Annotated in this window: 16 protein-coding genes and 1 pseudogene; 7 read left to right on the top strand and 10 right to left on the bottom strand. The window is 71.0% G+C overall.

Features of this window, described 5'->3' with window-relative positions:
* Positions 1 to 8 precede the first annotated feature (8 nt).
* The 4 genes from EDC02_RS00825 to EDC02_RS00810 are packed head-to-tail and all read right to left on the bottom strand — an operon-like array spanning position 9 to position 4487.
* Positions 9 to 749, bottom strand: a complete 741-nt coding sequence (locus EDC02_RS00825; RefSeq protein WP_158632010.1) for a PP2C family serine/threonine-protein phosphatase — start codon at positions 747 to 749, stop codon at positions 9 to 11.
* A gap of 20 nt (positions 750 to 769) precedes the next feature.
* Positions 770 to 1285: an FHA domain-containing protein gene (locus tag EDC02_RS00820; protein ID WP_123600270.1), complete on the bottom strand. Its 516-nt coding sequence runs from the start codon at positions 1283 to 1285 to the stop codon at positions 770 to 772.
* The gene (locus EDC02_RS00815; RefSeq protein ID WP_123600269.1) at positions 1282 to 3162 is read right to left on the bottom strand and encodes an AAA family ATPase; all 1881 of its coding nucleotides are present in this window, start codon (positions 3160 to 3162) and stop codon (positions 1282 to 1284) included. The genes EDC02_RS00820 and EDC02_RS00815 overlap by 4 nt, the downstream gene beginning before the upstream one ends.
* Positions 3159 to 4487: a hypothetical protein gene (locus EDC02_RS00810; RefSeq protein ID WP_148083291.1), complete on the bottom strand. Its 1329-nt coding sequence runs from the start codon at positions 4485 to 4487 to the stop codon at positions 3159 to 3161. Before EDC02_RS00810 ends, EDC02_RS00815 begins: the two co-directional genes overlap by 4 nt.
* A 660-nt stretch (positions 4488 to 5147) precedes the next feature.
* Between EDC02_RS00810 and EDC02_RS00805 the strand changes: the two genes are divergently transcribed.
* From EDC02_RS00805 to EDC02_RS00780, 7 genes and pseudogenes are all read left to right on the top strand, one after another.
* Positions 5148 to 5474, top strand: a complete 327-nt coding sequence (locus tag EDC02_RS00805) for a hypothetical protein (RefSeq protein WP_148083290.1) — start codon at positions 5148 to 5150, stop codon at positions 5472 to 5474.
* A 166-nt stretch (positions 5475 to 5640) separates the two neighbouring features.
* Positions 5641 to 7541, top strand: a pseudogene (locus tag EDC02_RS00800) (alpha/beta hydrolase family protein).
* Between the two features lie 5 nt (positions 7542 to 7546).
* Positions 7547 to 7705 (top strand): hypothetical protein, encoded by a 159-nt coding sequence (locus EDC02_RS40675; protein WP_199757461.1) that lies wholly within the window; start codon positions 7547 to 7549, stop codon positions 7703 to 7705.
* Positions 7706 to 7802: 97 nt separating this feature from the next.
* Positions 7803 to 9728, top strand: a complete 1926-nt coding sequence (locus EDC02_RS00795) for a RiPP maturation radical SAM C-methyltransferase (protein WP_123600266.1) — start codon at positions 7803 to 7805, stop codon at positions 9726 to 9728.
* Positions 9709 to 10428, top strand: a complete 720-nt coding sequence (locus tag EDC02_RS00790) for a DUF5825 family protein (RefSeq protein WP_233605675.1) — start codon at positions 9709 to 9711, stop codon at positions 10426 to 10428. Before EDC02_RS00795 ends, EDC02_RS00790 begins: the two co-directional genes overlap by 20 nt.
* A gap of 46 nt (positions 10429 to 10474) precedes the next feature.
* A complete protein-coding gene (locus tag EDC02_RS00785) occupies positions 10475 to 11677 on the top strand; it encodes a cytochrome P450 (protein ID WP_123600265.1) in 1203 nt (400 codons plus the stop codon).
* The gene (locus EDC02_RS00780) at positions 11670 to 12995 is read left to right on the top strand and encodes an MFS transporter (protein ID WP_233605674.1); all 1326 of its coding nucleotides are present in this window, start codon (positions 11670 to 11672) and stop codon (positions 12993 to 12995) included. Before EDC02_RS00785 ends, EDC02_RS00780 begins: the two co-directional genes overlap by 8 nt.
* 37 nt (positions 12996 to 13032) lie before the next feature.
* Here EDC02_RS00780 and EDC02_RS00775 read toward each other — a convergent pair whose 3' ends face one another.
* The 6 genes from EDC02_RS00775 to EDC02_RS00745 all read right to left on the bottom strand — a co-directional run bounded on the left by EDC02_RS00775 (position 13033) and on the right by EDC02_RS00745 (position 20542).
* On the bottom strand, positions 13033 to 14784 hold the full coding sequence (locus EDC02_RS00775; protein WP_148083289.1) for an RICIN domain-containing protein: 1752 nt from the start codon (positions 14782 to 14784) through the stop codon (positions 13033 to 13035).
* Positions 14785 to 14996: 212 nt separating this feature from the next.
* Positions 14997 to 15878: a sugar phosphate isomerase/epimerase gene (locus EDC02_RS00765; protein ID WP_233605673.1), complete on the bottom strand. Its 882-nt coding sequence runs from the start codon at positions 15876 to 15878 to the stop codon at positions 14997 to 14999.
* 22 nt (positions 15879 to 15900) lie between these two features.
* Entirely contained in the window at positions 15901 to 17082 is a 1182-nt protein-coding gene (locus EDC02_RS00760) for a substrate-binding domain-containing protein (protein WP_233605672.1), read from the bottom strand.
* Between the two features lie 9 nt (positions 17083 to 17091).
* The gene (locus EDC02_RS00755; RefSeq protein ID WP_123604372.1) at positions 17092 to 18069 is read right to left on the bottom strand and encodes an ABC transporter permease; all 978 of its coding nucleotides are present in this window, start codon (positions 18067 to 18069) and stop codon (positions 17092 to 17094) included.
* Positions 18070 to 18071: 2 nt separating this feature from the next.
* Positions 18072 to 19046 (bottom strand): ABC transporter permease, encoded by a 975-nt coding sequence (locus EDC02_RS00750; RefSeq protein ID WP_123600261.1) that lies wholly within the window; start codon positions 19044 to 19046, stop codon positions 18072 to 18074.
* Entirely contained in the window at positions 19043 to 20542 is a 1500-nt protein-coding gene (locus EDC02_RS00745) for a sugar ABC transporter ATP-binding protein (protein ID WP_123600260.1), read from the bottom strand. Before EDC02_RS00745 ends, EDC02_RS00750 begins: the two co-directional genes overlap by 4 nt.
* Positions 20543 to 20941 lie beyond the last annotated feature (399 nt).

Genomic DNA, 20941 nt, shown 5'->3' with positions numbered 1-20941 from the left:
GTCCACGGCTACTCCAGGATCGTGACGAGCAGGGCGGAAACGTTGTCGCCACCGCCCGCGTCGAGGGTGCGGCGCAGCAGGTCCCGGACGACGTCGTCCGGTCGACCTCCGCCGGTCAGGCAGGTCTCCACGTCGTCCAGCGGCAGGTAGTCGGTGAGCCCGTCGCTGCACAGCAGGAAGCGGTCCCCGGCGACGGTCGCAAGCCGCTGTACGTGCGGATGGATCGGGACCCGGGTCAGACGCCCGCCGAGGGTCTGGGTCACCCGGCCGGTACGTACCGCCGGGCCGGGCACCGACGGCGGCGGCGAGTCGTCCTGGGACAGCTGAACGAGGAGGCCGTCGCGCAGCAGGTAGCAGCGGCTGTCTCCGACGTTGACACAGGTGGCGTTCTCGCCGGACACGGTGAGCAGAACCACGGTGGTGCCCATCGCGCCCGGTGACGGAGGCTGCCCGGACCCGGCGTGCAGGTCGGTGTCGGCGTACAGGTCGGCGTCGGCACGGTGCACGGCGGCCACGATCGCCGCGGAATCCGCGAAGGTCGGACTCGCGTCGACGATCACCTGGGCGGCCAGCCGGGACGCCCGGGCACCGTCCGCGTGCCCGCCCAGCCCGTCGGCGACCAGGCAGGTCACCGGACGGGTCGACGATACGGTCAGGCGCACCGGCTCACCTTCCGGCACCGCCGACAGGAAACCGGCGACGGCGATGGTGTCCTCGTTGGCGGGACGCACCCGACCCCGGTGGGTCACCCCGACCACCTCGACCCGGTTCACTGTTCGGGCCGCTCTACCCGCACCACGAGCGTGGCGGCGAACCGGACCCGGTCTCCGGGCCGCACCGGGAACGGTTCCCCCGGGGCGATCCGCTGGTCGTTGACGAAGGTGCCGTTCACCGACTGCAGATCGGTCACGGTCAGGCCGGTTCCGGCGGAGCTGATCTCCGCGTGCCGGCGGGAGACGTTGCCGTAACTCGTGAGTTCCGTGGCGAACGGTGAGCTCTCCCGGCCGATGGCGAGGGTGCGTCCGGCCGCCAGTTCGACCGCTCCCCAGGGGAAGGACAGCACCGCCGCCGCCTGGTCGACCGCCGTGGCCGGGCTGGTCGCCGGTCCGTCGCCGGCGGGTCGTACGGCGACCGCCGGGTCGGCCGGCTCAACCGACGTGTCGGCCGGCTCCTGCGCCGGTTCGTCGGCCGGCAGCGGCTCCAGCGTCAGCAGGCAGGTGGGACAGTACGGCGGCCCGTCGGTGACGACGCGGGAGCAGCCCGGGCAGATGAGCTTCGGTGTCATTGCAGTCCGATCTGGTAGGTGTCGTCGCGCCGCTGCAGCGAGGTCACCACCACCCGGTCCCCGCGCGGGTGGTCTCGGCGGAACAGCTCCCGGGCCAACGGGTTCACCAGCGCGCTCTCCAGGTACGACCCGATACCCCGACCGCCGAAGGTGAGGTTGGCGGTGGCCCCGTCGAGCAGTTGCCGCCGTACCGGGTCGGCGAGCTCGAGCTGGAGCTGATGCTCCTTGCGCAGCCGCTGCGCGATGTGGTCGAGCAGGACGGAGAAGATCTCTTCGGCGGCGGTACGGGTGATGAAGTTGAACACCACGATGTTGTCGCCCAGCCGGTTGAGCAGCTCCGGCCGGTTGAGTTCGCTGACGAAGTGCCGGTTCACCGCGGCGCGGACCCGCTGTTCCAGCTCCTGGCGGGGAAAGGCCCGGCCACCGGCTTCGGCGGCGGCGTGCAGCGCGTACTCCTGCTCGGAGACACCCAGGTTGGAGGTGAAGACCAGCACGGTATCGGAGAAGTACACGGTGGAGCCGCTGGCGTCGGTGAGCCGGCCGTCGTCGAGAATCTGCAGGAACTTGTCCAGGATCCTCGGATGGGCCTTCTCCACCTCGTCGAACAACAGCAGGCTGAACGGCCGTTCCCGTACGGCGTTGGTCAGTTCGCCGCCCGCGTCGAAGCCGACGTATCCCGGCGGGGCGCCGATCAGCCGGTCCGCTGCCTGCTCGGCGGAGAACTCGCTCATGTCGAACCGGGTGTACGCCCGCTCGTCGCCGAAGATCTGCTGGGTGAGCTCCTTCGCCAGTTGGGTCTTGCCCACCCCGGTCGGCCCGGCGAAGAACAGCACCCCACGCGGACGCGACGAGTTGCCGGCGTGCGCTCCGGACAGCCCCAGCACCGCCCGGGTCACGATGTCCACCGAATGCTGGATGGCCTCCCGCTGGCCGCGCACCCGGGCGCCGATGGTGCCGGTGGCGTCGCGCAACCGGTCCCGCAGATGCGCCTGCCGCCACGGGTTGTCGTACACGCCGACCCGGTAGCAGCGGACCGCCTCGTCGATGTCGTCCAGCCTGGTGCCCATCCGCATGGCCAGTCGGGCGATCGCCATCATGCTGCGCAGCGGCATGTCCTGGGTCAGCTCGGCCAGCCGCTTCTCCACCTCCCGGCGGTCGTCCGGCCCGGCCTCGGTGTATCCGGGTAGGACGCCGGCCAGCAGGGTCGCTGCGGCCTGACGGACGCCGAGGTCGGGCAGCGGCACGGCGATCTTGCGGATGTCCTCGTTGCCGGCGGTCAGCCACAGCGGCAGGTCCCGTTCGTTCTCGACCACCCAGATCACCGGGTTGTAGAGCGGTCGCGGGTCCGGCGGGGCCGGCCTGGGGTAGACCGAGCGGGCCAGCCGCAGACACCGGGCGAAGAAGTGGTGCTCGCCCGGCTCCAGCCGGTTGGCGTCCAGCACCAGATGGGAGGCGTAGTCGACCAGCACCGCCTGCCGCTGCTGCGCCTCGGCCGTCTGGGTGAGCAGGTCCGCGACGCGGTCGAGGTCCGGCCCGGCACCGCGCCACGGGCCGATCTTTATCGCCGGTGGACGTGCGGCAGAGCCGGCCGCCGGGTCCGCCGTACCGTCCCGGCCGTCGGTGGTGGCGGAGACGTCCGGTTCGGCCTGTACGCCCACGCCATGGATCGCGTCGGCCACCGCCAGAGTCGGGTAGCCCTCGGCGCGCAGCATCCGGTGCACCGCCCGCCGCAGGTCGCACAGCTCCGGTCCGGACCGTCCCGGCAGCAGGAACTGGTCCCGTACGTTGCCGTAGAGCACCATCTGCGAGTTGATCGACAGTGCGGTGCTCACCCCCCTCAACCAGACCGGGTACGTCCGGTCATCCCAGCCGGTCATGGCCGCCGCTCCCGCAGGCGCGGCTGGTGTCGCCGGTCGCGGCGCGAGCGGTCGGCGCGGTCGAAGGGGTACGCCTGCCCGTCGACCGGGTGTACGTGCGGGCCGCTGTCCGCGCCGCGATCGTCGACCCGTACGTCGAATCCGCGTTCCTGCAGCGCGGGTGTCAGCGCGGCGACGGAGGTCTGCCACTGGTCGCGTACCGCCGGACCGAAGTCCGGCTCGCTGTCGCGCGGCGCGACCAGGTCGAGGTGCAGGTCCTGTCGCCGGGGGGTGTGCGGGTCGCCGGGGCGTTGGACGACCCGGACGGCGAGGTCCTGCCAGTCGGGTCGGGTGAGGTGGGCCGTACCGTCGCCGGCGAGCCGGTCGTCGAAGCCCTGCTCCGCCGTGTAACCGAGCTGCTGCAGCGACTCCCGCACCGACCAGGCGGTGTAGGTGCGGGTGGTCGCCGTCTGCACGTGGTCGGCGGCGGCGCGGGCGTCCGCCAGGGCTGCGTCGATCGCCGCGGTCAGGCCAGGCCAGTCGGGTCGGGGGTCGTCGGCTGCGGCGGCGAGCCGGGCGTGCATCACGGTGACTGCCGGGCCGACCCGCTCCCGCAGTGGGGCGGCGAGCGTGTCCAACCGGGCGCGACGGGCCGCCACCTCCTGGTTCGCCTTGTCCACCGAGTGCCGCAGGTCGTCGAGCAGCCGCCGGGCGGTGGCTGGGGACGGTGCCCGCAGCGCCTGCTCGGCCCACTGCTCCAACTGCCGTACCGCCACGTCGGACGCTCCGGCGTCGAGTCGGGACAGTATCCGGTGCAGGGATTCACCGAGCTCGGCCAGCTCGGTCATCCGTTGCCGACCGGGCCCGGGTGACCCGAGCGCCGGGTCCGGGCCCGGGTCGGTGCGGGAGGTGACCGCACCGTCGGCGATCGCCGCACGCACCCGGGCGACGATCCGGCGGGCGCGGGCCGCGCCCAACTGCGCGTGCAGGGTCTGCTCCGCCGCTGCGGTCCGGGCCAGCAGGTCGTCCGCCAGCGTGTCGGCCCGGGCCAGGTCGGCACCGGCGGAACGGCGTGGCAGCTCCGACGGCAGATCGATCCCGGACCCGAACTCGGCGCGGGCCCGCTCCGCCCAGCGTCGCACCGCCTGGTACCGGTCCGCTGCCCGTTCGATGCGGAAGTTCGCCGCAAGTACGCGTTGTTGCCGTTCGATCAGCGCGTCGGCGGCCCGCCCCACCGCCCAGGTCATTCCGACGGCCAGCCCGGCCACGGCAACCGGGCCCGCCGCCGAAGCGGCGACCAGCCCGACCTTCGGGGCGACGAGCCCCAACTCAAACCCGCACGGCACGTTCCGCTCTCCTGATCAGCGCGTTTCTGCCCGAGTTCACCCGATGCCGGCCGGAATAGCATCCCGGTCGTGGCCGGGACAGGCGAAACCGGATGAGTATCGATCGAGATTGCCAAGACTGGCACGGCGTACTACCAGGGCACAATCGTCCGGCCGGCGGCTACGAGTAAGCACAAGTACGTAGCCGATGTCATCGGGACGGCTCATATCCGTACCACTCCATGATCATCACCGTCGGCGCTGCACAAAAAGATCTTGACGGATTCGCTGGAACCTACGAAAACCGGAACGAAGAGACTCCGCACGCCGCTGACCGGGTGCTTCTCGTACGTACTATTACTCTTCATTCCACTGAACGGCCACTTCCGACGGAACGCAATTCATCGAGATACTGCGAAGGTGACCCAGGACCCTTATCGCCCCGACCAGGACCGATACCTCGTCGAGCGCCCCGACCGAGCCGAACCGTACGAGCCAACGGCCACCGCCGGAAGCGACGGCAGCGGACCGCCGCCACCCCGACCTGATCTACCCGCGCCAGTGCCGGACCCCTATCAGCCTCGCCCACTCGAGACGCCTCCTCCCCCGGGCGGCCCGCCCCCGGCGCAGATCTACGTCGTGGCCGGGCCGCAACAGCCGAACTACGCGGCGATGTTGGCCATGAAATCGAGCGGGACCGCGGTCGTGCTCGAAATCGTGCTCGGCTTCCTCGGCCTCTTCGGGGTCGGCAACATGTACGCGGGCCGCACCGCCCTCGGCCTGATCATGATGATCTCCTACTGGGTGTTCCAGGGCATCAACATCCTGCTCACCTTCCTCCTGATCGGCTGGGTGACCGGTTTTCTGACCTGGCTCACCTACACCATCGTCGGCCCACTGCTGGCCACACAGGGCGTGGAACAGCACAACCAGCGGGTGCTCGCCGCGCAGACGCCGCGCCCCTCGGCACCCGGCGGTCCGGCACCCGGCTCCGCCGGATGGCAGTGACCAGGCGACCGTGACGCAACGGTCCGGCGGATCTCTCCGGCACCCAGGCACCCCGCCTCGGGTGCCGGCCACGTCGGTGACCAGGTGATTCCGCCGCCAGCCGAACATCTTCTTTACCAATAGAAGCGGATCAATTACTCTCGGTGTGGCACGCGACCCGATCGGGGTGGTTGTGAACACGCCACATGTACCTGCCTTCGCCGCTCACCAGCCCACCAGGGCCGTCGAGTTGCACGACGACGGTGGCCCGGCCCAGGTCCTGGCCTGGGACATCCGCACGGGCCGACGTCAGATCCGCACCGCCGCGCCCAACGGGGTGTCCGCCTGCGACATCGAACCGGACGGCCGGCACTTCTGGTGGTTCGACGCAGACCGGACCGGCGTCGGTGTCTGGCGGCGCCAGCCGGTCGACCCCGATCAGGAGACAACCGGTCGGCGTCTCACCGGCCAGAAGACAACCGGTCGACCCGCAACCGGCCCGCCACCGCTGGCACTGACCGGGCTGCCACCGGGCCGGCAGCACGGCATCGCCTTCGACGCCACCGGCCGCCGCGCCGCCGTCTGCGTCGGAACCGGCCCACAGACCCGCTGCTACGTCGGAGAACCGGGCGGACCGGGCCACCTGGTGGCGGTCGCCGCCGGCTACACCACCCTGGTCGACCTGACCGCCGACGGACACACCATCGCGCTCGCCGCCCGGGCCGACGCCACGACGGCGATCAGCGTCGTACGGCTCACCGACGGACGGACCGACACCGTCGCCGGCAGCGACCAGCAGCGGATCTGGGCACTGGAGTTCCGCCCCGGGCACCGGCCCGAGCCGGAACTGCTGATCGTCGTCGAGACACCGGACCGGTACCAGATCGGCAGTTGGCGGCGCGACCGCGGCGTCGAACTGTACCGCGAACTGTCCTACGACTCGGAGATCACCGCCCACTGGTACGGCGACGACGGGCGGATCCTCGTCCAGCACGACCGGGCCGGGCGCAGCCGGCTGCTCCTGGCCGACCCCGAAACCGGTGAACAGACCACCGTCGCCACCCCAGCCGGCACCGTCCTCGACCTGGCCGCCGCCCCGGACGGCGCCATCCACTACGTCTGGACCAGCGACTCGGTGCCACCCCGCCGGTTGGTCGCCCACCCCGGTACGGCCGCACCGCATCCGGCCAGCCGGCCCCGGCCCGCCCGACCCGCTGCCCGACCCGCCGCCCACCCCGCTGCCGTCCCCGGGCGCACCGAACTGTGGACCGAGCAGCCGTACGGGCAGATCCACAGTTTCCTGGCCACCCCGCCCGGCACCGGGCCGTGGCCGACGCTGTTCCTGGTGCACGGCGGGCCGTACCTGCACGACCGGGACGCCTACGACCCCCGGGTGGAGCTGCTGGTCCGCGCCGGCTACGCGGTGGCCCGCACCAACTACCGGGGATCGACCGGGTACGGGCCACGGTGGCAACGGGACTTCGACCACCGGGTCGGGCTGGCGCAACTCGACGACCTGGCCGCCGTACGCCGGAAGCTGATCGACCTCGGCGTGGCCGAACCTGGCCGGACCGGGCTGTGCGGCTACTCGTGGGGCGGCTACCTGGTCCTGCTCGCGATGGGCGTCGCGCCGGCCGACTGGGCGGTCGGACTCGCCGTCTGCCCGATCGCCGACTACCCGGCGGCCCACCGGGGCGCCACCGCAGCGCTGCGCGAGGTCGACGACGAACTGTTCGGCGGCGGGCCCGAGGACGTACCGCAGCGGTACCACGCCGCAGACCCCACGACCTACCTGGACCGGGTCCGCGGACCGCTGTTCATCGCCGCCGCCACCGACGACGAACGCTGCCCGCCGGACCAGATCCGCCGCTACGTCGCCGCGCTACGGCACCGACGGGTGCCGCACCGACTGCACTGGATGCCCGGCGGCCACCACGGTGACGCCGCCGGGCAGACCCGAACCTTCGACGAACTGCTCCGGTACGCCGACACGGTGTTCACGCCGACACGGTGCCACGACCGGACCGAAGCCGGACGACCGCAGTGGACGGTCGCCCGTTCCTGACAGCCAGCCAGGGAGGGAGGTGAATGGTATGAAGCGACGCAGCGTACGTCACGACCCGATCACCACCAGCGAGCGGGAGCGCGGGGCGGTCATCGTCAAGATGCTCCTCGACATGGACCGGGCAGTCCCGGCCAGGCGGCACGACGTGACCGAGGCGGCGGCCGACAAGGCACCCGCCAGCGAGTGACAGGTCCGTACTGACCGCACGATCGACGGCGTCGTTCCGGAGCGAAAGCGCCTGCCGCTCCGGAACGACGCCCACCACCGCCGGAAAGGGGCCGGAAGTGAAAGTCGTCCTGCTGCACATGCCTTGGGGGTCGATCGACGTGCCGTCGCTGGCGTTGGGCATCCTGCGGGCGGCGGCCAGCCGGGCCGGCCACGACGTGCAGGTCCGCTACGCCAACATCGACTTCGTCGACTGGGTGATTGGGGTCACCGACTTCACCCTCGCCGACTACCGCTACTTCTCCGAGTCCTCCTACTTCCTCGGCGCCGGGGACTGGGTCTTCTCCGGGCTGCTCGACGACGAAGAGCGGCCGTTCGACCCGTACGCCCGGCTGCTCACCGAAGGTGGCTCGGCCGACACCGAGATCGCACTGACCCGGGCGATGCACCGGCTGGTGCCCGGCTTCATCCGCGAGCTCGCCGCCGAACTGGCCGCCGCCGCCCCGGACGTCGTCGGATTCACCACCACGTTCCAGCAGAACGCCGCCAGCCTTGCCGTCGCCCGCCTGGTCAAGCAGGTGCGGCCCGACACCCGGATCGTGTTCGGCGGGGCCAACTGCGACGGTCCGCAGGGAGCGGCGCTGCACCGCAACTTCCGCTACGTCGACTACGTGGTACGCGGCGAAGGCGAGGTCGCCTTCCCGCAACTGCTCGCCGTCCTCGACACCGCCGACGCCGCCGACGGGTCCGGGCCGGTCGGCTCATCCGGGCTCGCTGACATCTCCGGGCTGTGCTGGCGCGACGCCGAAGGCGTCGCCCGGGCCAACCCGATGTCGTCACGGCCGCTGCCGCCCGCCGACATCGTCGCCCCCGACTACACCGGCTACCTGGACCGGCTGGACGCGTCGACGGCAGCCGACTGGGTGGCTCCCAGGCTGGTCGTCGAAGGCTCCCGCGGCTGCTGGTGGGGCGAGAAACACCACTGCACGTTCTGCGGACTCAACGGATCGTTCATGCAGTTCCGCAGCAAGAGCCCGGCCCGCTTCCTCGACGAGGTCCTCGACCTCGCCCGACGCCACCAGCTGCTCGACTTCATCGTGGTCGACAACATCCTCGACATGTCCTACTTCGACTCGGTGCTGCAGCGCCTGGCCGAATCGGAGTACGACGTCCGCCTGCACTTCGAGGTCAAGGCCAACCTGCGCCGACGACACTTCCAGCAGCTCAACGACTCCGGCGCGGTGCAGGTCCAGCCGGGTGTGGAGAACCTCAGCAGCCACGTGCTGCGGCTGATGGACAAAGGGGTGACCGGCTGCCAGAACGTGCGGGCGCTGCGCGACGCGCAGAGCGCCGGTGTGACGGCCAGCTGGAACTACCTTTACGGGTTCCCCGGCGAGACGGCGCAGGACTACACCGGCGTCATCGACCAACTGCCGGCACTGCACCACCTGGAGCCGCCGATGGGGGCCGCCCGGATCGCCATCGAACGGTTCAGCCCGTACTTCGACCGCCCCGAGCTGGGATTCGCCACCCTGCGACCGGCACCGCAGTACGCCGAAATCTACCGGCTGCCCGAGGCGGAACTCGCCGACCTGGCGTACATCTTCACGTCGATCCCGCAGGGCATCGACCGGGCCCGGGCCGACGACCTCGACGCGGCCCTCGCCACCTGGCAGGCGCAGTACCCGGTCAGCCGACTCACCTGTCAGGAACTGCCCGACCGGATCGTGCTGGTCAGCCAACGCGCGGCCTACGACTGGACGGTGCTGGAGCTGACCACGGCACCGGAGATCGCCCTGTTCCGGCTGCTCGATCAGCCGCGTACCGCCGCCACCCTCGCCGCCAAGGTGCCCGGCGGGGCGGCGGCGGTCGGACCGCTACTGGACCGCTGGACGGCGCTGGGCATCCTGTTCCACGACGACGGATACCAGGTGCATCTCGCGGTCGAGTCCGACAACCAGGTGCTGGCCCGGACGGACCACCGCCGGACCGCCGCCGCCGCTCGGCACAGCGAGGAGGAGCCGCATGCCGTCGTCGTCGGCTGACGTCACCACCCAGACCAGCCCGACCAGCCCGCCCGGGTCAACCGGCCCGACCGACTGGACCGGATGTGCGGTCGAGATCGCGCTGTCCCGCGACTACCTGCCCGACGCCGCCCAGGTCACCGGGATGTCGCTCGGCGCCCGGCGGATCACCGGCGCGTGGCGGCCGCTGGTGGCGGAGCTGCACCGGGCCGGCGTCCGGCATGCCCGGCTGCCCGTCCCGGTCGACCTGTGCCCGGACGCCGGGGCCGCGTCCGGCCGCGCCCTGGTGCTGCTCAGGGAGCTCACCGCCCACGCCGTCGCGGTCGACTGGGTGGCCCGCTGCCACGACGGCTGCGCCGGTCAGGGCATGTTCGACCATCTGTACCCGCCGGACCGGGTCGTCGGCGCCGTCGGCGCCGACGACCCGGCGGTACGCGGTTGGCGGGACTCGTTCTTCCTCGGCAAGTGCGTGTTCCGGCGCGGGCCCGGGTTCGTCGAGGTCCGGGACCGGCGAGCCGGCGCACTGGAGCTGTTCACCATCGACGAACCGGAACATCTGGTCGCAATCGGGCAGCTGCTCGAAGGGGTACCGGCCGGGCAGGTGCCCGCGCCGGTACGGCGGGACCTGGCCGACGCCCGGCTGATCGCGGCCCAGGCCGGACAGCTGTGGTGGCTGCCGACCCCGGCGTACCGCTGGCCGTTCCCGGCACTGGCGATATGAGCACCACCCCGGTTTCCCTTCACCAACCGTCTCCGCGAGGAGGGACATGGACACCGTGACCGGTACGGCGACGCAGCCCGAGGTGCCGTACATCGCCGACCCGTACCCGACGTTGGCCCGGATCCGGTCCAACGGTCCGGTGTCGATCCTGCACAGCGACGAAGGGCTGCCGATGTGGGTGATCGCCCGCTACCGGGACGTGCGGGCGGCGCTCGCCGATCCACGGTTCGGTCAGGACGCCCGCCGCGCTCAGACGCTCGCCGACAACCGGGTCGCCGGGGTCACCCTCGGCGGTGACGTCGTCCACATGCTCAACAGCGACCCGCCGGACCATACCCGGCTGCGGCGACTCATCCATTCGGCGTTCACCGCCCGGCGGGTGGCCGCGATGCGGCCGATGGTGGACCGGATCACCGCGTCGCTGCTCGACGGCATCGCCGGACGTCGGACGGTGGACCTGGTGAAGGACTTCGCCTTCCCGCTGCCGATGCTGATCATCTGTGAGCTGCTCGGCTTCCCGGCCGAGGACCGTGCCGCGTACCGCGCCTGGTCGACGGCGATCCTCACGCACAGCGACGATCCGGCGGACTTCGCCACCGCGCTCGGTGAGATGACCGACTACATCAGCGGGCAGCTGCGGCACCGGCGGGCCCATCCCGGTGACGACATCCTGACCGGCCTGCTGGCCGCCCGGGACGCCGGTGAGCTGACCGACGACGAGATCGTCGGAATGGTCTTCCTGCTGCTGATCGGCGGTCACGAGACCACCGTCAACCTGCTCGGCACCGCAACCCTCGCCCTGCTGCGCAACCCTGACCAGCTCCGCTGGCTGCTGGCGAACCGGCCGGCGCTGCCGGCCGCGATCGACGAGTTTCTGCGGTACGAGTCGCCGGTCAGCATGGCGACGCTGCGGTTCACCACCGAGCAGGTCGACATCGACGGGGTACGGATTCCCGCAGGTGAACTCGTGCTCGTCTCGCTCGGCGGCGCCAACCGGGACCCGGACCGGTTCCCCGACCCCGACCGGCTGATCCTGGACCGGGGCGACACCGGGCACCTGGCGTTCGGCCACGGCCTGCACCGCTGCCTCGGCGCGTTCCTCGGCAAGCTCGAAGGCGAGCTGGCGCTCGGCGCCCTGCTGGACCGGCATCCCGGGCTGACACTCGCCGCCGACGAACACGAACTACCGTGGCGGAACACGATCATGCTCCGCGGGCTGGAGTCGCTGCCGGTGGCCCTCGGTGACTGACTCCGTGACCGACTCGGCACCGGCGGAGGCGACCGCGACGGTGGCCCGGCGGTTCCGGCCGAAGCTCAGTTTCGCGCCGCTGCGCTCGCGCGGCTACCGCCTGCTGTTCGCCGCCGAACTGGTGTCCGTGTTCGGCGACGCGTTCCACGCCGTCGCCCTGCCGTTCCTGGTCTACCAACTCGGCGGTGGCGGGCGGGAGCTGGGCCTGCTGGTCGCCGGGTACGGGGTGTGCCGGCTGGCGACGACACCGCTGGGCGGGATCCTGTCCGACCGGATCGGGCCGTGGCGGGTGATGCTGATCTCCGATCTGAGCCGGGTCGTCTTCACCGCCGGCATCGTCGCGGCCGCCGTCGCCGACGACCCGTCCGTACCGGTGATCGCGGTCCTGGTCGCCGGCACCGGCCTGGGGGCCGGCCTGTTCCAGCCTGCCGCCTACGCGATCACCCCGCGGCTGCTGCCGGCCGATCAGTTGCAGGCCGGCAACGGGCTGCACAGCACCGCGAGCTTTACGGCCGGGATGATCGGTCCGGGGGTGGCCGGGCTCGTCGTGGCCGTGCTCTCCCCGGCGGTGGCGTTCGGCGTGGACGCGGCGACGTTCGCCGTCTCGGCGGTCTGCCTGGCGATGATCGGCGGCGTCGCGCGGGGCACGGTGCCACCGCCACCGCCGCCGGCCGACGACGGCCCGCAACCGGGCAGGGCGGGACCGGACGGTGGCGCACCGCCGTCGGACGCACCGCCGGTCGGGTTCTGGCGGCTGCTACGCGAGTCGGCGCTGCTGCGTACCGTGCTGCTGGTGACCGCCGCCGCCAACCTGACCGTCGGCGGCATGGTCCGGATCGGGTTGCCGTCGCTGAGCAACGGCGAACTGGCCGCCGGCGCGGGCGGGCTGGGTGGGCTGCTGGCCGCGTTCACCGCCGGCTCGCTGGTCGGTGGGCTGTTCTCCGCCGGACTGGCCGGGCTGCCCCGGCGCGGCGCGACGGCGATGCTCGCCGGCATGGTGCTGGGCCTGGCGATCGCCGTCGTGCCGTTCGCCGGCTACCTCGGCGCGGTGGTGGCCCTGGTGGTGGCCGGTCTGGCCAGCACCGTCACGAACGTACTGGTGATCACCACCATGCAGCAGAGCACCGCGCCGCACCTGCTGGGCCGGGTGATGAGCGCGATCGTCTTCGCGGCTCTGAGCCTGTTCCCACTGTCCACGGTGACCGCCGGCCTGGTGGTCGACCGGTACGGCAGCACGGCGGTCTTCCTGGCCTGCGGGGCGACCCTGCTGGCCGCGTTCGCTTTCGGCCTGTCCCGCCGCGAGCTGCGCCAGGGTTGACGGCGGGACGCCTCCGCCCCCCGGGCTGGTGACCAGGTCACCAGTTCACCCGCCGAATCAGTGCCCAGTCGTGATCGTCGTTGCCTCTGCAGACAGTCACTTCTATGTGTTCGTCCAATCCACCGGTCCCGGTGCCGCGCACGTCGAGGCAGAGGTTCGAGGCGGTGTTGATCAGCCGGTAGAACTGGGTGTCGCCGGACCTCACCGTCGGCTGCAGCCGCCAGTACTGGTTCTCGTCGTCGAAGCAGCCGGTCTCGTACACCCTGGTTCCCGCCGGGACCGAGCCGAGGCCGGGCAGGTCCAGGCAGTACTGGGAGGTGATGCTACGAACCCAGTACAGCTGGTTGCCGGCGGAGTCGGCCCGACGCGGGACGAAGGCGTACTCCTGGTTGTCCTGACTGTGCACGTAGCAGAGGTTCTGCAGGACCGGTCCGTCGCGTGGCCCGGGGCCGATCCCCGGGATGTCCAGGCACATCTCGGTGGCCAGGTTGTAGACGAAGAACGGGCCGTACGGACGGTTGGTCCCGTCGGCGTCCTTGGCCTTGACCGGTGGCTGGTCGGAGGCGCTCGGCGCCGGGGCGCTCGGTTTCGGCGTCTGCACCGTCGGCGCAGGCTGCGTGGTCGGTGCCGGCGGTGCGGTCGGGGCGCCAGTGGTCGCCCCGGGCTTGGGCTTGAGCGTCGCGGCCGGGCTCGCCGACGGGGAGGCACCGGCCGGCGGGGCCAACCTCGGGTCCTTGGCGTACTCGCTCTCGAAGCGGCTCACCTGCTCGGCGAGGGCCAGGATCCCGTCACCGCCCGGCACCTCGGCCAGTGTGCGTACCGTCGGGTCGCCGTGCAGGAACGCTGCCAGAGCCAGCGGGTAGTCGTCTGGTCCGGTTCCGGGTATGGCCTCCAGGAGCGCGCACATGGCCTGGCCGAGAGCCGGAACCGCCGAGGCCGGGGTCCACGGCGACGCCGTCGCCGACGGCGGTGCGTAGGTCACCCACATCTGGGGGAGGAACTGCGCGATGCCCTGCTCACCCAACGGGCCGAGCCGCTGCGGGTCGAACGCGGAGGTCGCCATGAGCTGCGCGGCGACCCGAGCCGGGGGCAGCTGCGGGCAGACCGCGCCAGCAGCCTGGATCAGCTCGAGATAGGCGTCCGGCACCGGCGACGGCGCGGCACCGGTGGCGGACCACACGACGGCGGGTACGAATGTCTCGGGCGCCGCGTCACCACTGCCACCGAACTCCGGCTGCAACGCGTACCAGATGGCGTACCGCTCCACGGTGTCGATGTACTCCTGGGCGCCGGCCGGGACGTCACCAGCGTCGACGACCGGCTCCATGCCGACCCAGTGCGCCGCCAACGCCAGCTGCCACCGGTCGCCGTCGATCTGCAGCACCCGGAGCTGGCCGACCAGCTGGCACATGTGGTGGGCGAGGGCGGTGACGCTGGCTTCCCGGTCAGCCGGCCGCGCCTCCTCCCAGGGGGCCCACTTCTCCCACACGGTGGGCACCAGACCGGCGACGCCCTGACCACCGACCGACCGCACCGCCTCGACCGGCATCCCCGAGAACCGGGACGCGACCATCACCTGACCGGCGAGCCGCGCCGGGGTCAAGGTGGGACACGACTTGGCGGCCTCGGTCAGCAGGCGAAGATCCGCGTCGGACACCCTGGTGCCGGGCAGCGGCTCACCGGCGTCGGCCGGGCTGGGTGCCACCGAGGCGGTGAGGGCAACCATCGTGACCAGACCCATGACCGCCCCCATGAGAATCCGGAACTGACTCCTCATCGGGATACTCATCGATTCACCTTGTTCGGCACCGATTCCACACCTTTCAGCCAGCACCAGATGTCGGCCGGCACCGGATAGAGGCACCGTCCGAGCCCGATACAAGGGCACAGAGTGCTCATGGTGGATCATTCGCATGATACGTGCGGGCGAACAGAGGCAGAGATGATCGAGGTGAATCCCTAGTGATCAGCTGGCCAGCACCGTCACGAACGTACCGGTGATCACCGCCCGCGCCGGGCCGGCCGACGAGGTGGTGGTCCGGGTACGGACCGCAGGGCCTGCCGCAGGTAGACCAGACCGTCGAGCGCGAGCCGGTCGGGCGACGGGGCGAGGGGCCGCCAGATCGACGCGGCGGTCGCGATCGTCTCGTTCTCCGGGGTGAACGACTCGATGCAGATCGCGCCCCGGTAGCCGGTCGCGGCCAGGGCGGCGAGGAACCGGGGCCAGTCCAGGTGGTCCGCGCCGGGAGCCCCCCGGTCGGTGCCACTGACCTGTACGTGCTTGATGTACGGCCCTGCGGCGGTGACCGCCGCGTACGGATCGGCCTCCTCGATGTTCATGTGGTACGTGTCGATCATCAGCCCGACGTTCGGCGGTAGGCCGTCGATCAGCTCCACCGCCTGATCGATCGTGTTGACCACGCTCGTCTCGTACCGGTTCAGCGCTTCCACGCCGATCGTCACGCCGTGTGCGGCGGCATGGTCGGCGACCGGCGCCAGCGACCGGCGGAAGTCGGCGTAGCAGGCGGCGCGGTCGGCCGGGGTCATCCGCCAGGTCCGACCCACCGAGGCGTAGACCGGCCCGCCGACGGTCGGCGCGCCGACGGCCACCGCGCTGTCGACGCAGCCCTTCAGGTAGGCCACTGTCGCCTCGACCACGGCCGGTGGGGCGTCGACGAGTTCCCTGCCGGGTGGGGTGACCGCGCACACGCCCGCCGCGGTCAGCCCGTGTCTGGCGAGCAGGTCCCGGGTACGGTGCGGGTCCCAGTCGCCGGGCTGCTCGATCGGCAGTTCGACCGCGTCGAAGCCGAACCCGGCGATCCGGGGCAGCAACTCGGCCAGGGCCGCGTCGTCCACCGGCGAGGTCCACACCCAGGGGTTCACCCCGATCTGATACACCGGGCGCCTACTTCCACCGCTGGGGGTAGCCCGGCAGGCCGGTGCAGCCGCACATCGCGTAGTGCAGCGGTGGCATGTCCGGGTCGAGGTAGCTGTCCAGATTGTCCTCGGTGATCGTCGGCTGCGGCAGCTTCCACGGGTTGGACACCTGCTGGCCGTCGAGGATGCGCAGGGCGGCGATCACCGGGGTACGCCACTGGTAGGTCGGGTAGGTGGGTGCGATCGCGGTGAGGCCGTTGTCCTTCCACATCCGCAGGAAGTCGAGCTGGTCCTCGCCGTTGATGGGTGGCACCGGCTGGCCGGCGTCCTGGAACGCCTCGACCGCGGCGACGGCGACCGCACCGGCGTCCATCCAGACACCGTCGATCGTGCCGTACCGCTGGATGTAGTCGTCGACGATCTTCTTGGTCTTCGCCGGGTCGCCGTCGGTGAACTCGACTCCTACGACGTCGACCTGCGCCTGGTCGAAGACGACCTTCGCGGCGGACCAGCGGGTCTCCAGCACGTCGACGCCGGGCAGGATGCGCAGGGCGAGCAGCTTGCCGCCCGGGTCCATTTGCTGGCTGACGAACTCGGCGCCGACGTGGCCGAAGCCGTACCCGCCGATGGGGTTGATGAACGTGACGGGACAGTCCGTGTCCACTCCCCGGTCGAAGACGACGACCGGCAGACCGGTACGGCAGGCCGCCTCGACCGCCGGGGTGAGCGTGGCGGTGGTGTTCGGCGAGACGATGAGCGCGTCGCAGTCCTTGCCGAGCAGGTCGTTGATGTCGGCGATCTGCTTCTGGTCCTTTCCTTCGGCGTCGATGTGGACGAACTCTTCGATCAGGTCCGCCTGTGCCTCCACCTCGGCCTGCATGGTCTTGAACCCGACCTGCCGCCACGGGTTGTTCAGCGCGGCGTTGGAGAAGCAGATCTTGTACGGGCCGGCCTTGGCGTACTTCGCGGTGTCCACCATCGTCGGGTCGAGCACCTGCTCCCACGGCTTGTCCGCTGGGCCGGTCGGAGTGGCGTCGAGGAGCGCCAGCTCGTTGTCGTAGTCGGCCTGCACGAAGAACTTCGACTGGTCGCCGGTGCCTGTTGCCGGCGCCGACGACCCGCCGGTACTGGCTACGGTCGGCTGGTCCGTTGCGCAGCCGGCGAGGGCGAGCAGAGCCACCGCGGACAGCGCGGTCAGGCGACGTTGCACCAGGATCCCCTATCTCGACGAGGAACGTCGGGTAGCGACCGCCACGGCGAACAGGATGATGGCGCCCTGGACGGTCGGTCTGAGTGCGCCGGAGACGCCGTAGAAGTTCATGAGGGCGAACAGCAGTTCGAGGGTCACCGCGCCGAGCATCGCGCCGACGACCGACCCACGGCCGCCGCCCAGCGCGACCCCGCCGAGGACGACCGCGGTGATGGACCCGAACTCCAGGCCGGCGCCGGCCTGGAAGGAGACGCCGCTGTAGCCACCGATCAGGATGGCGGCGACGGCTGCCGCGAGGCCGCTGAGGATGAAGGCGATGGTGCGCACCCGCCGGACCCGCACCCCGCTGAGGTGCGCGGTGCGTGGGTTGTCCCCGACGGCGATCAGGATCCGGCCGAAGTCGGAGCGGGTCAGCAGCACGGCCAGCGCCGCGAGGACCAGCAGGATCATCAGGGAGTACGGGACCCGGCCCAGTGCCGGCACGTCCTCGACCGCACGCCGGCCGAACTGGCGGAACTCTTCGGAGAACCCGCCCTTGGGTGCGCCGTCGGACCACAGGTAGACAGCGCCCACCAAAATCAGGAACATGCCGAGTGTGGTGATGAACGAAGGCACCCGCAGGCGCGTCGTGATCAGGCCGTTGACCAGCCCGACGAGCGCACCACCGCCGAGCAGCACCAGCACCGCCGGCCAGGTCCGGGCGGGATCGCTGTCGATGATCCGGGCGGCGACCACGACCTGCGCGGTGACCAGGGCGCCGACCGACAGGTCGAATTCTCCGGAGACGATCACGAAGTACTGCCCGGCGGCGAGCAGGATGATCGGCGCCGACCGGCCGAGGAACGACATCAGCGACGCCGGAGCCAGGAAGTCGGGCTGCCGGACGGCGACGAGGATCAGCAGCACCACGAGTATCGCGAGGATGGGCAGCACACCGCCGGCAGCTGCCCACCGCGGCGACACGGGGCGACGCTGGACGATCTGCATGATCACCAGGCCGCCTTTCGCAGCGTCCGACGGGCGTAGACGGCCACGGCGACGATGATGACGGCGCCCCGGATCACCTGTTTGAAGAAGGCGTCGACCTCAAGCTGGTTGAAGATGGCGTCGATGCTGGCGAGCAGCAGTACGCCGCCGACGGTGCCGATGACTCCACCGCGCCCGCCGGCGAGGGCGGTGCCGCCGATGACGACAGCGGCGATCGACTCCAGGTCGTAGAGGCCCTCGGTGCCCACCCGGGGCGCGCCCGAGCCCAGTCTGCTGGCCAGATAGATCCCGGCGAGCCCGGCGCAGAGCGAGCAGATCACATGGGCGGTGACCAGGACCCGGTCGTTGCGGACGCCGGAGAGTCTGGCGACCTGCGGGTCGCCGCCGACCGCGACCAGGTGGTGGCCGAACCGGGTCCGGGAAAGGACGAACCAGCACGCCCCGGTGACCGCGATCAGCAGCAGGAAGGACAGCGGAACGGGACCGACGCGCTGATAGCCGAGGGTCTGCACGAGCGCCGGCGAGGTGCTGCCGGCCGGGCCGTCGTAGCCGTTGTCGAGGTAGCCCTTGAGCAGCAAACCGACGCCCAGGGTAGCGATGAACGCGTTGATCCGCAGCCTGGTGACGAGCAGTCCGTTGCACAGCCCGATGGCGGCGCTGACGGCGAGCGCCAGGCCGATGCCGGGCAGCAGCCCGCCGTCCCGGCCGTTCATCGTCTCGGCCGCGACCAGGGTGCTGAGGCTCACCACGTACGCCACGGAAAGGTCGAGCGAGCCGCCGAGCACGACCAGGGTCTGGCCGACCGCGACCAGCCCCAGCCCGGCGGCGACATGGAGCAGGCTCACCGTCGTCGACTGGTTGAACAGCTGGCCTCCGTCGATCGTGACGACCAGCCAGCCGGCGGCCAGGGTGAGGGCCAGTGCCACGAAGACGCCCGGTACGGACCGGCGAGCGGACCGCAGTGCGGGGGCGGTCACGCGGGCGTCTCCGGCCCGGTCCCGACCGCGAGGGCGAGGACGTCGGGCTCGGTCGCGCCGGCGGGCAGCTCACCCGCGATCCGACCGTCGCGCATGACGATCATCCGGTCGCTCATGCCGATCAGCTCGGGCAGATCGGATGAGATCATCAGCACGGCGGCGCCGTCCCGGGCGAGCCGGCGGACGAGATGGTGGATCGCCGATCTGGCACCGACGTCGATGCCGCGGGTCGGTTCGTCGAAGAGCAGGACCACCGGGTCCGCCGCGAGCCATCTCGCCAGGACGACCTTCTGCTGGTTGCCGCCGGACAGGAAGCGGATTTCCTGGTCCTCGGTGGCGGCCCGGACGTCGACGGCGGCAAGCAGCGCACGGACCCGGGCGGTACGGCCCGGTCGGCTAGCGGCCACGGCCCGGACCGCGAGCAGCGCGTTGTCGAGCACCGACTGTCGGGCGACGATGCCCTCGCCCTTGCGGTCCTCGGTGACGTAGGCGATGCCGGCCCGCGTCGCCGAGCGTGGGGAGCGCAACCGCACCGGTGCGCCGTCGATCGTGATCTCCCCGGTGGTAAACGGAACCGCCCCGAACAGCGCCCGGGCCAGCGCCGAGCGCCCCGAGCCCTGGAGTCCACCGACGCCGAGCACCTCCCCGGCGCGCAGTTGCAGATCGATGTCGCGCAGTTTCCGGTTCCCCGCACCCCGGACGGCGAGCCGCACGGGACCGCCGCCGGTCCCGGCCCGGTCGGGGTAGAGAGTGGACATCTCCCGACCGACCATGAGCCGCACCAGTTCCCCGGCCGTGGTGTCGGTGGTACGCAGCGTGTCCACCCGGCGGCCGTCCTTGACAACCGTGATCCGGCTGGACAGGTCGAAGACCTCGGTGAGCCGGTGCGAGACGTAGAGCAGACCGATCCCCTGGTCCTGCAGCCGACGCACCAGTCGGTAGAGCAACTCCACCTCATGGTCGGCCAGGGCCGCGGTGGGTTCGTCCATGATGAGCAGCCGGGCGTCGAGGGCCAGCGCCTTGACGATCTCGACGACCTGCTGCTGCGCCACGCCGAGGCGCCCCACCGGGGCATCGACCGGCAGCGCCCGCTCGCCGACCGTGGCCAGCAGTTGCTCGGTCCGGCCGCGCATCTGTCGACGGTCGACCAGACCGCGACGAAGCGGCTCGCGGCCCAGGAACACGTTCTCCGCGACGGTGCGCTCCGGCAACAGGTTGAACTCCTGGTGGATGATGCCGATCCCGACCCGCTGGGCGTCGCGGGGACCGGCGAACACGCACCGTCGTCCAGCGAACTCGATGAAACCCTCGTCGGGGGCGTACCCGCCCGAAACGATCTTCATGAGGGTGGACTTCCCGGCACCGTTCTCGCCCACGACTGCGTGGACTTCGCCCGGCGCGACATCGAGGTCGACACCGTCGAGGACCCGCGTCCCGAGGAAGGACTTACTGATGCCCCGCAGAGCGAGCAGCGACGCTGGGCGTCGATCCACCATCGTCGAAGATCCTTACGGATAGTACTTTTCGCGGGCGTCGCCTCGGCTGGCGTTGATCACCTTCCGTCAATACAGTGACGCCGCCTTCAACACTCGGAGCAGGACTCGGTGTTGTCGTGCTCAAGTTTTCCTTGACACACCCGAAACATCACACGTATGAAGATAGGTGCTTGGGAATGAGTTCGCAATCCCCCGAGCTCGCAGCAGCTTCCGGCCGTCCGCTCGGCCGTGACGTCGCTGCCCAAGAGGGCTGCCGGGCCACCAGCGCGCTGAAGGGCATCAGCGTGTGTTGTCGTTAACATCGATGATCAACTAACCGACCAGCACCAACTGACCGCTGGCAGACCACAGGGCAGACCCCACCCGCTCCTCACGCTGCGTTAGGTTCGGCGTACCAGG

It is taken from the genome of Micromonospora sp. Llam0 (genome assembly GCF_003751085.1).
Classification (GTDB): Bacteria; Actinomycetota; Actinomycetes; order Mycobacteriales; family Micromonosporaceae; genus Micromonospora_E.
Note: the sequence above shows the minus strand (reverse complement) of the source record. Positions and strands in the feature narration are given on the sequence as shown.

Coding starts and splice junctions, on each gene's coding strand:
- EDC02_RS00755 (WP_123604372.1), bottom strand. CDS start 18,069: ATGCAGATCGTCCAGCGTCGCCCCGTGTCGCCGCGGTGGGCAGCTGCC.
- EDC02_RS00820 (WP_123600270.1), bottom strand. CDS start 1,285: ATGACACCGAAGCTCATCTGCCCGGGCTGCTCCCGCGTCGTCACCGAC.
- EDC02_RS00775 (WP_148083289.1), bottom strand. CDS start 14,784: ATGAGTATCCCGATGAGGAGTCAGTTCCGGATTCTCATGGGGGCGGTC.
- EDC02_RS40675 (WP_199757461.1), top strand. CDS start 7,547: ATGAAGCGACGCAGCGTACGTCACGACCCGATCACCACCAGCGAGCGG.
- EDC02_RS00805 (WP_148083290.1), top strand. CDS start 5,148: ATGAAATCGAGCGGGACCGCGGTCGTGCTCGAAATCGTGCTCGGCTTC.
- EDC02_RS00785 (WP_123600265.1), top strand. CDS start 10,475: ATGGACACCGTGACCGGTACGGCGACGCAGCCCGAGGTGCCGTACATC.
- EDC02_RS00815 (WP_123600269.1), bottom strand. CDS start 3,162: ATGACCGGCTGGGATGACCGGACGTACCCGGTCTGGTTGAGGGGGGTG.
- EDC02_RS00790 (WP_233605675.1), top strand. CDS start 9,709: ATGCCGTCGTCGTCGGCTGACGTCACCACCCAGACCAGCCCGACCAGC.
- EDC02_RS00745 (WP_123600260.1), bottom strand. CDS start 20,542: ATGGTGGATCGACGCCCAGCGTCGCTGCTCGCTCTGCGGGGCATCAGT.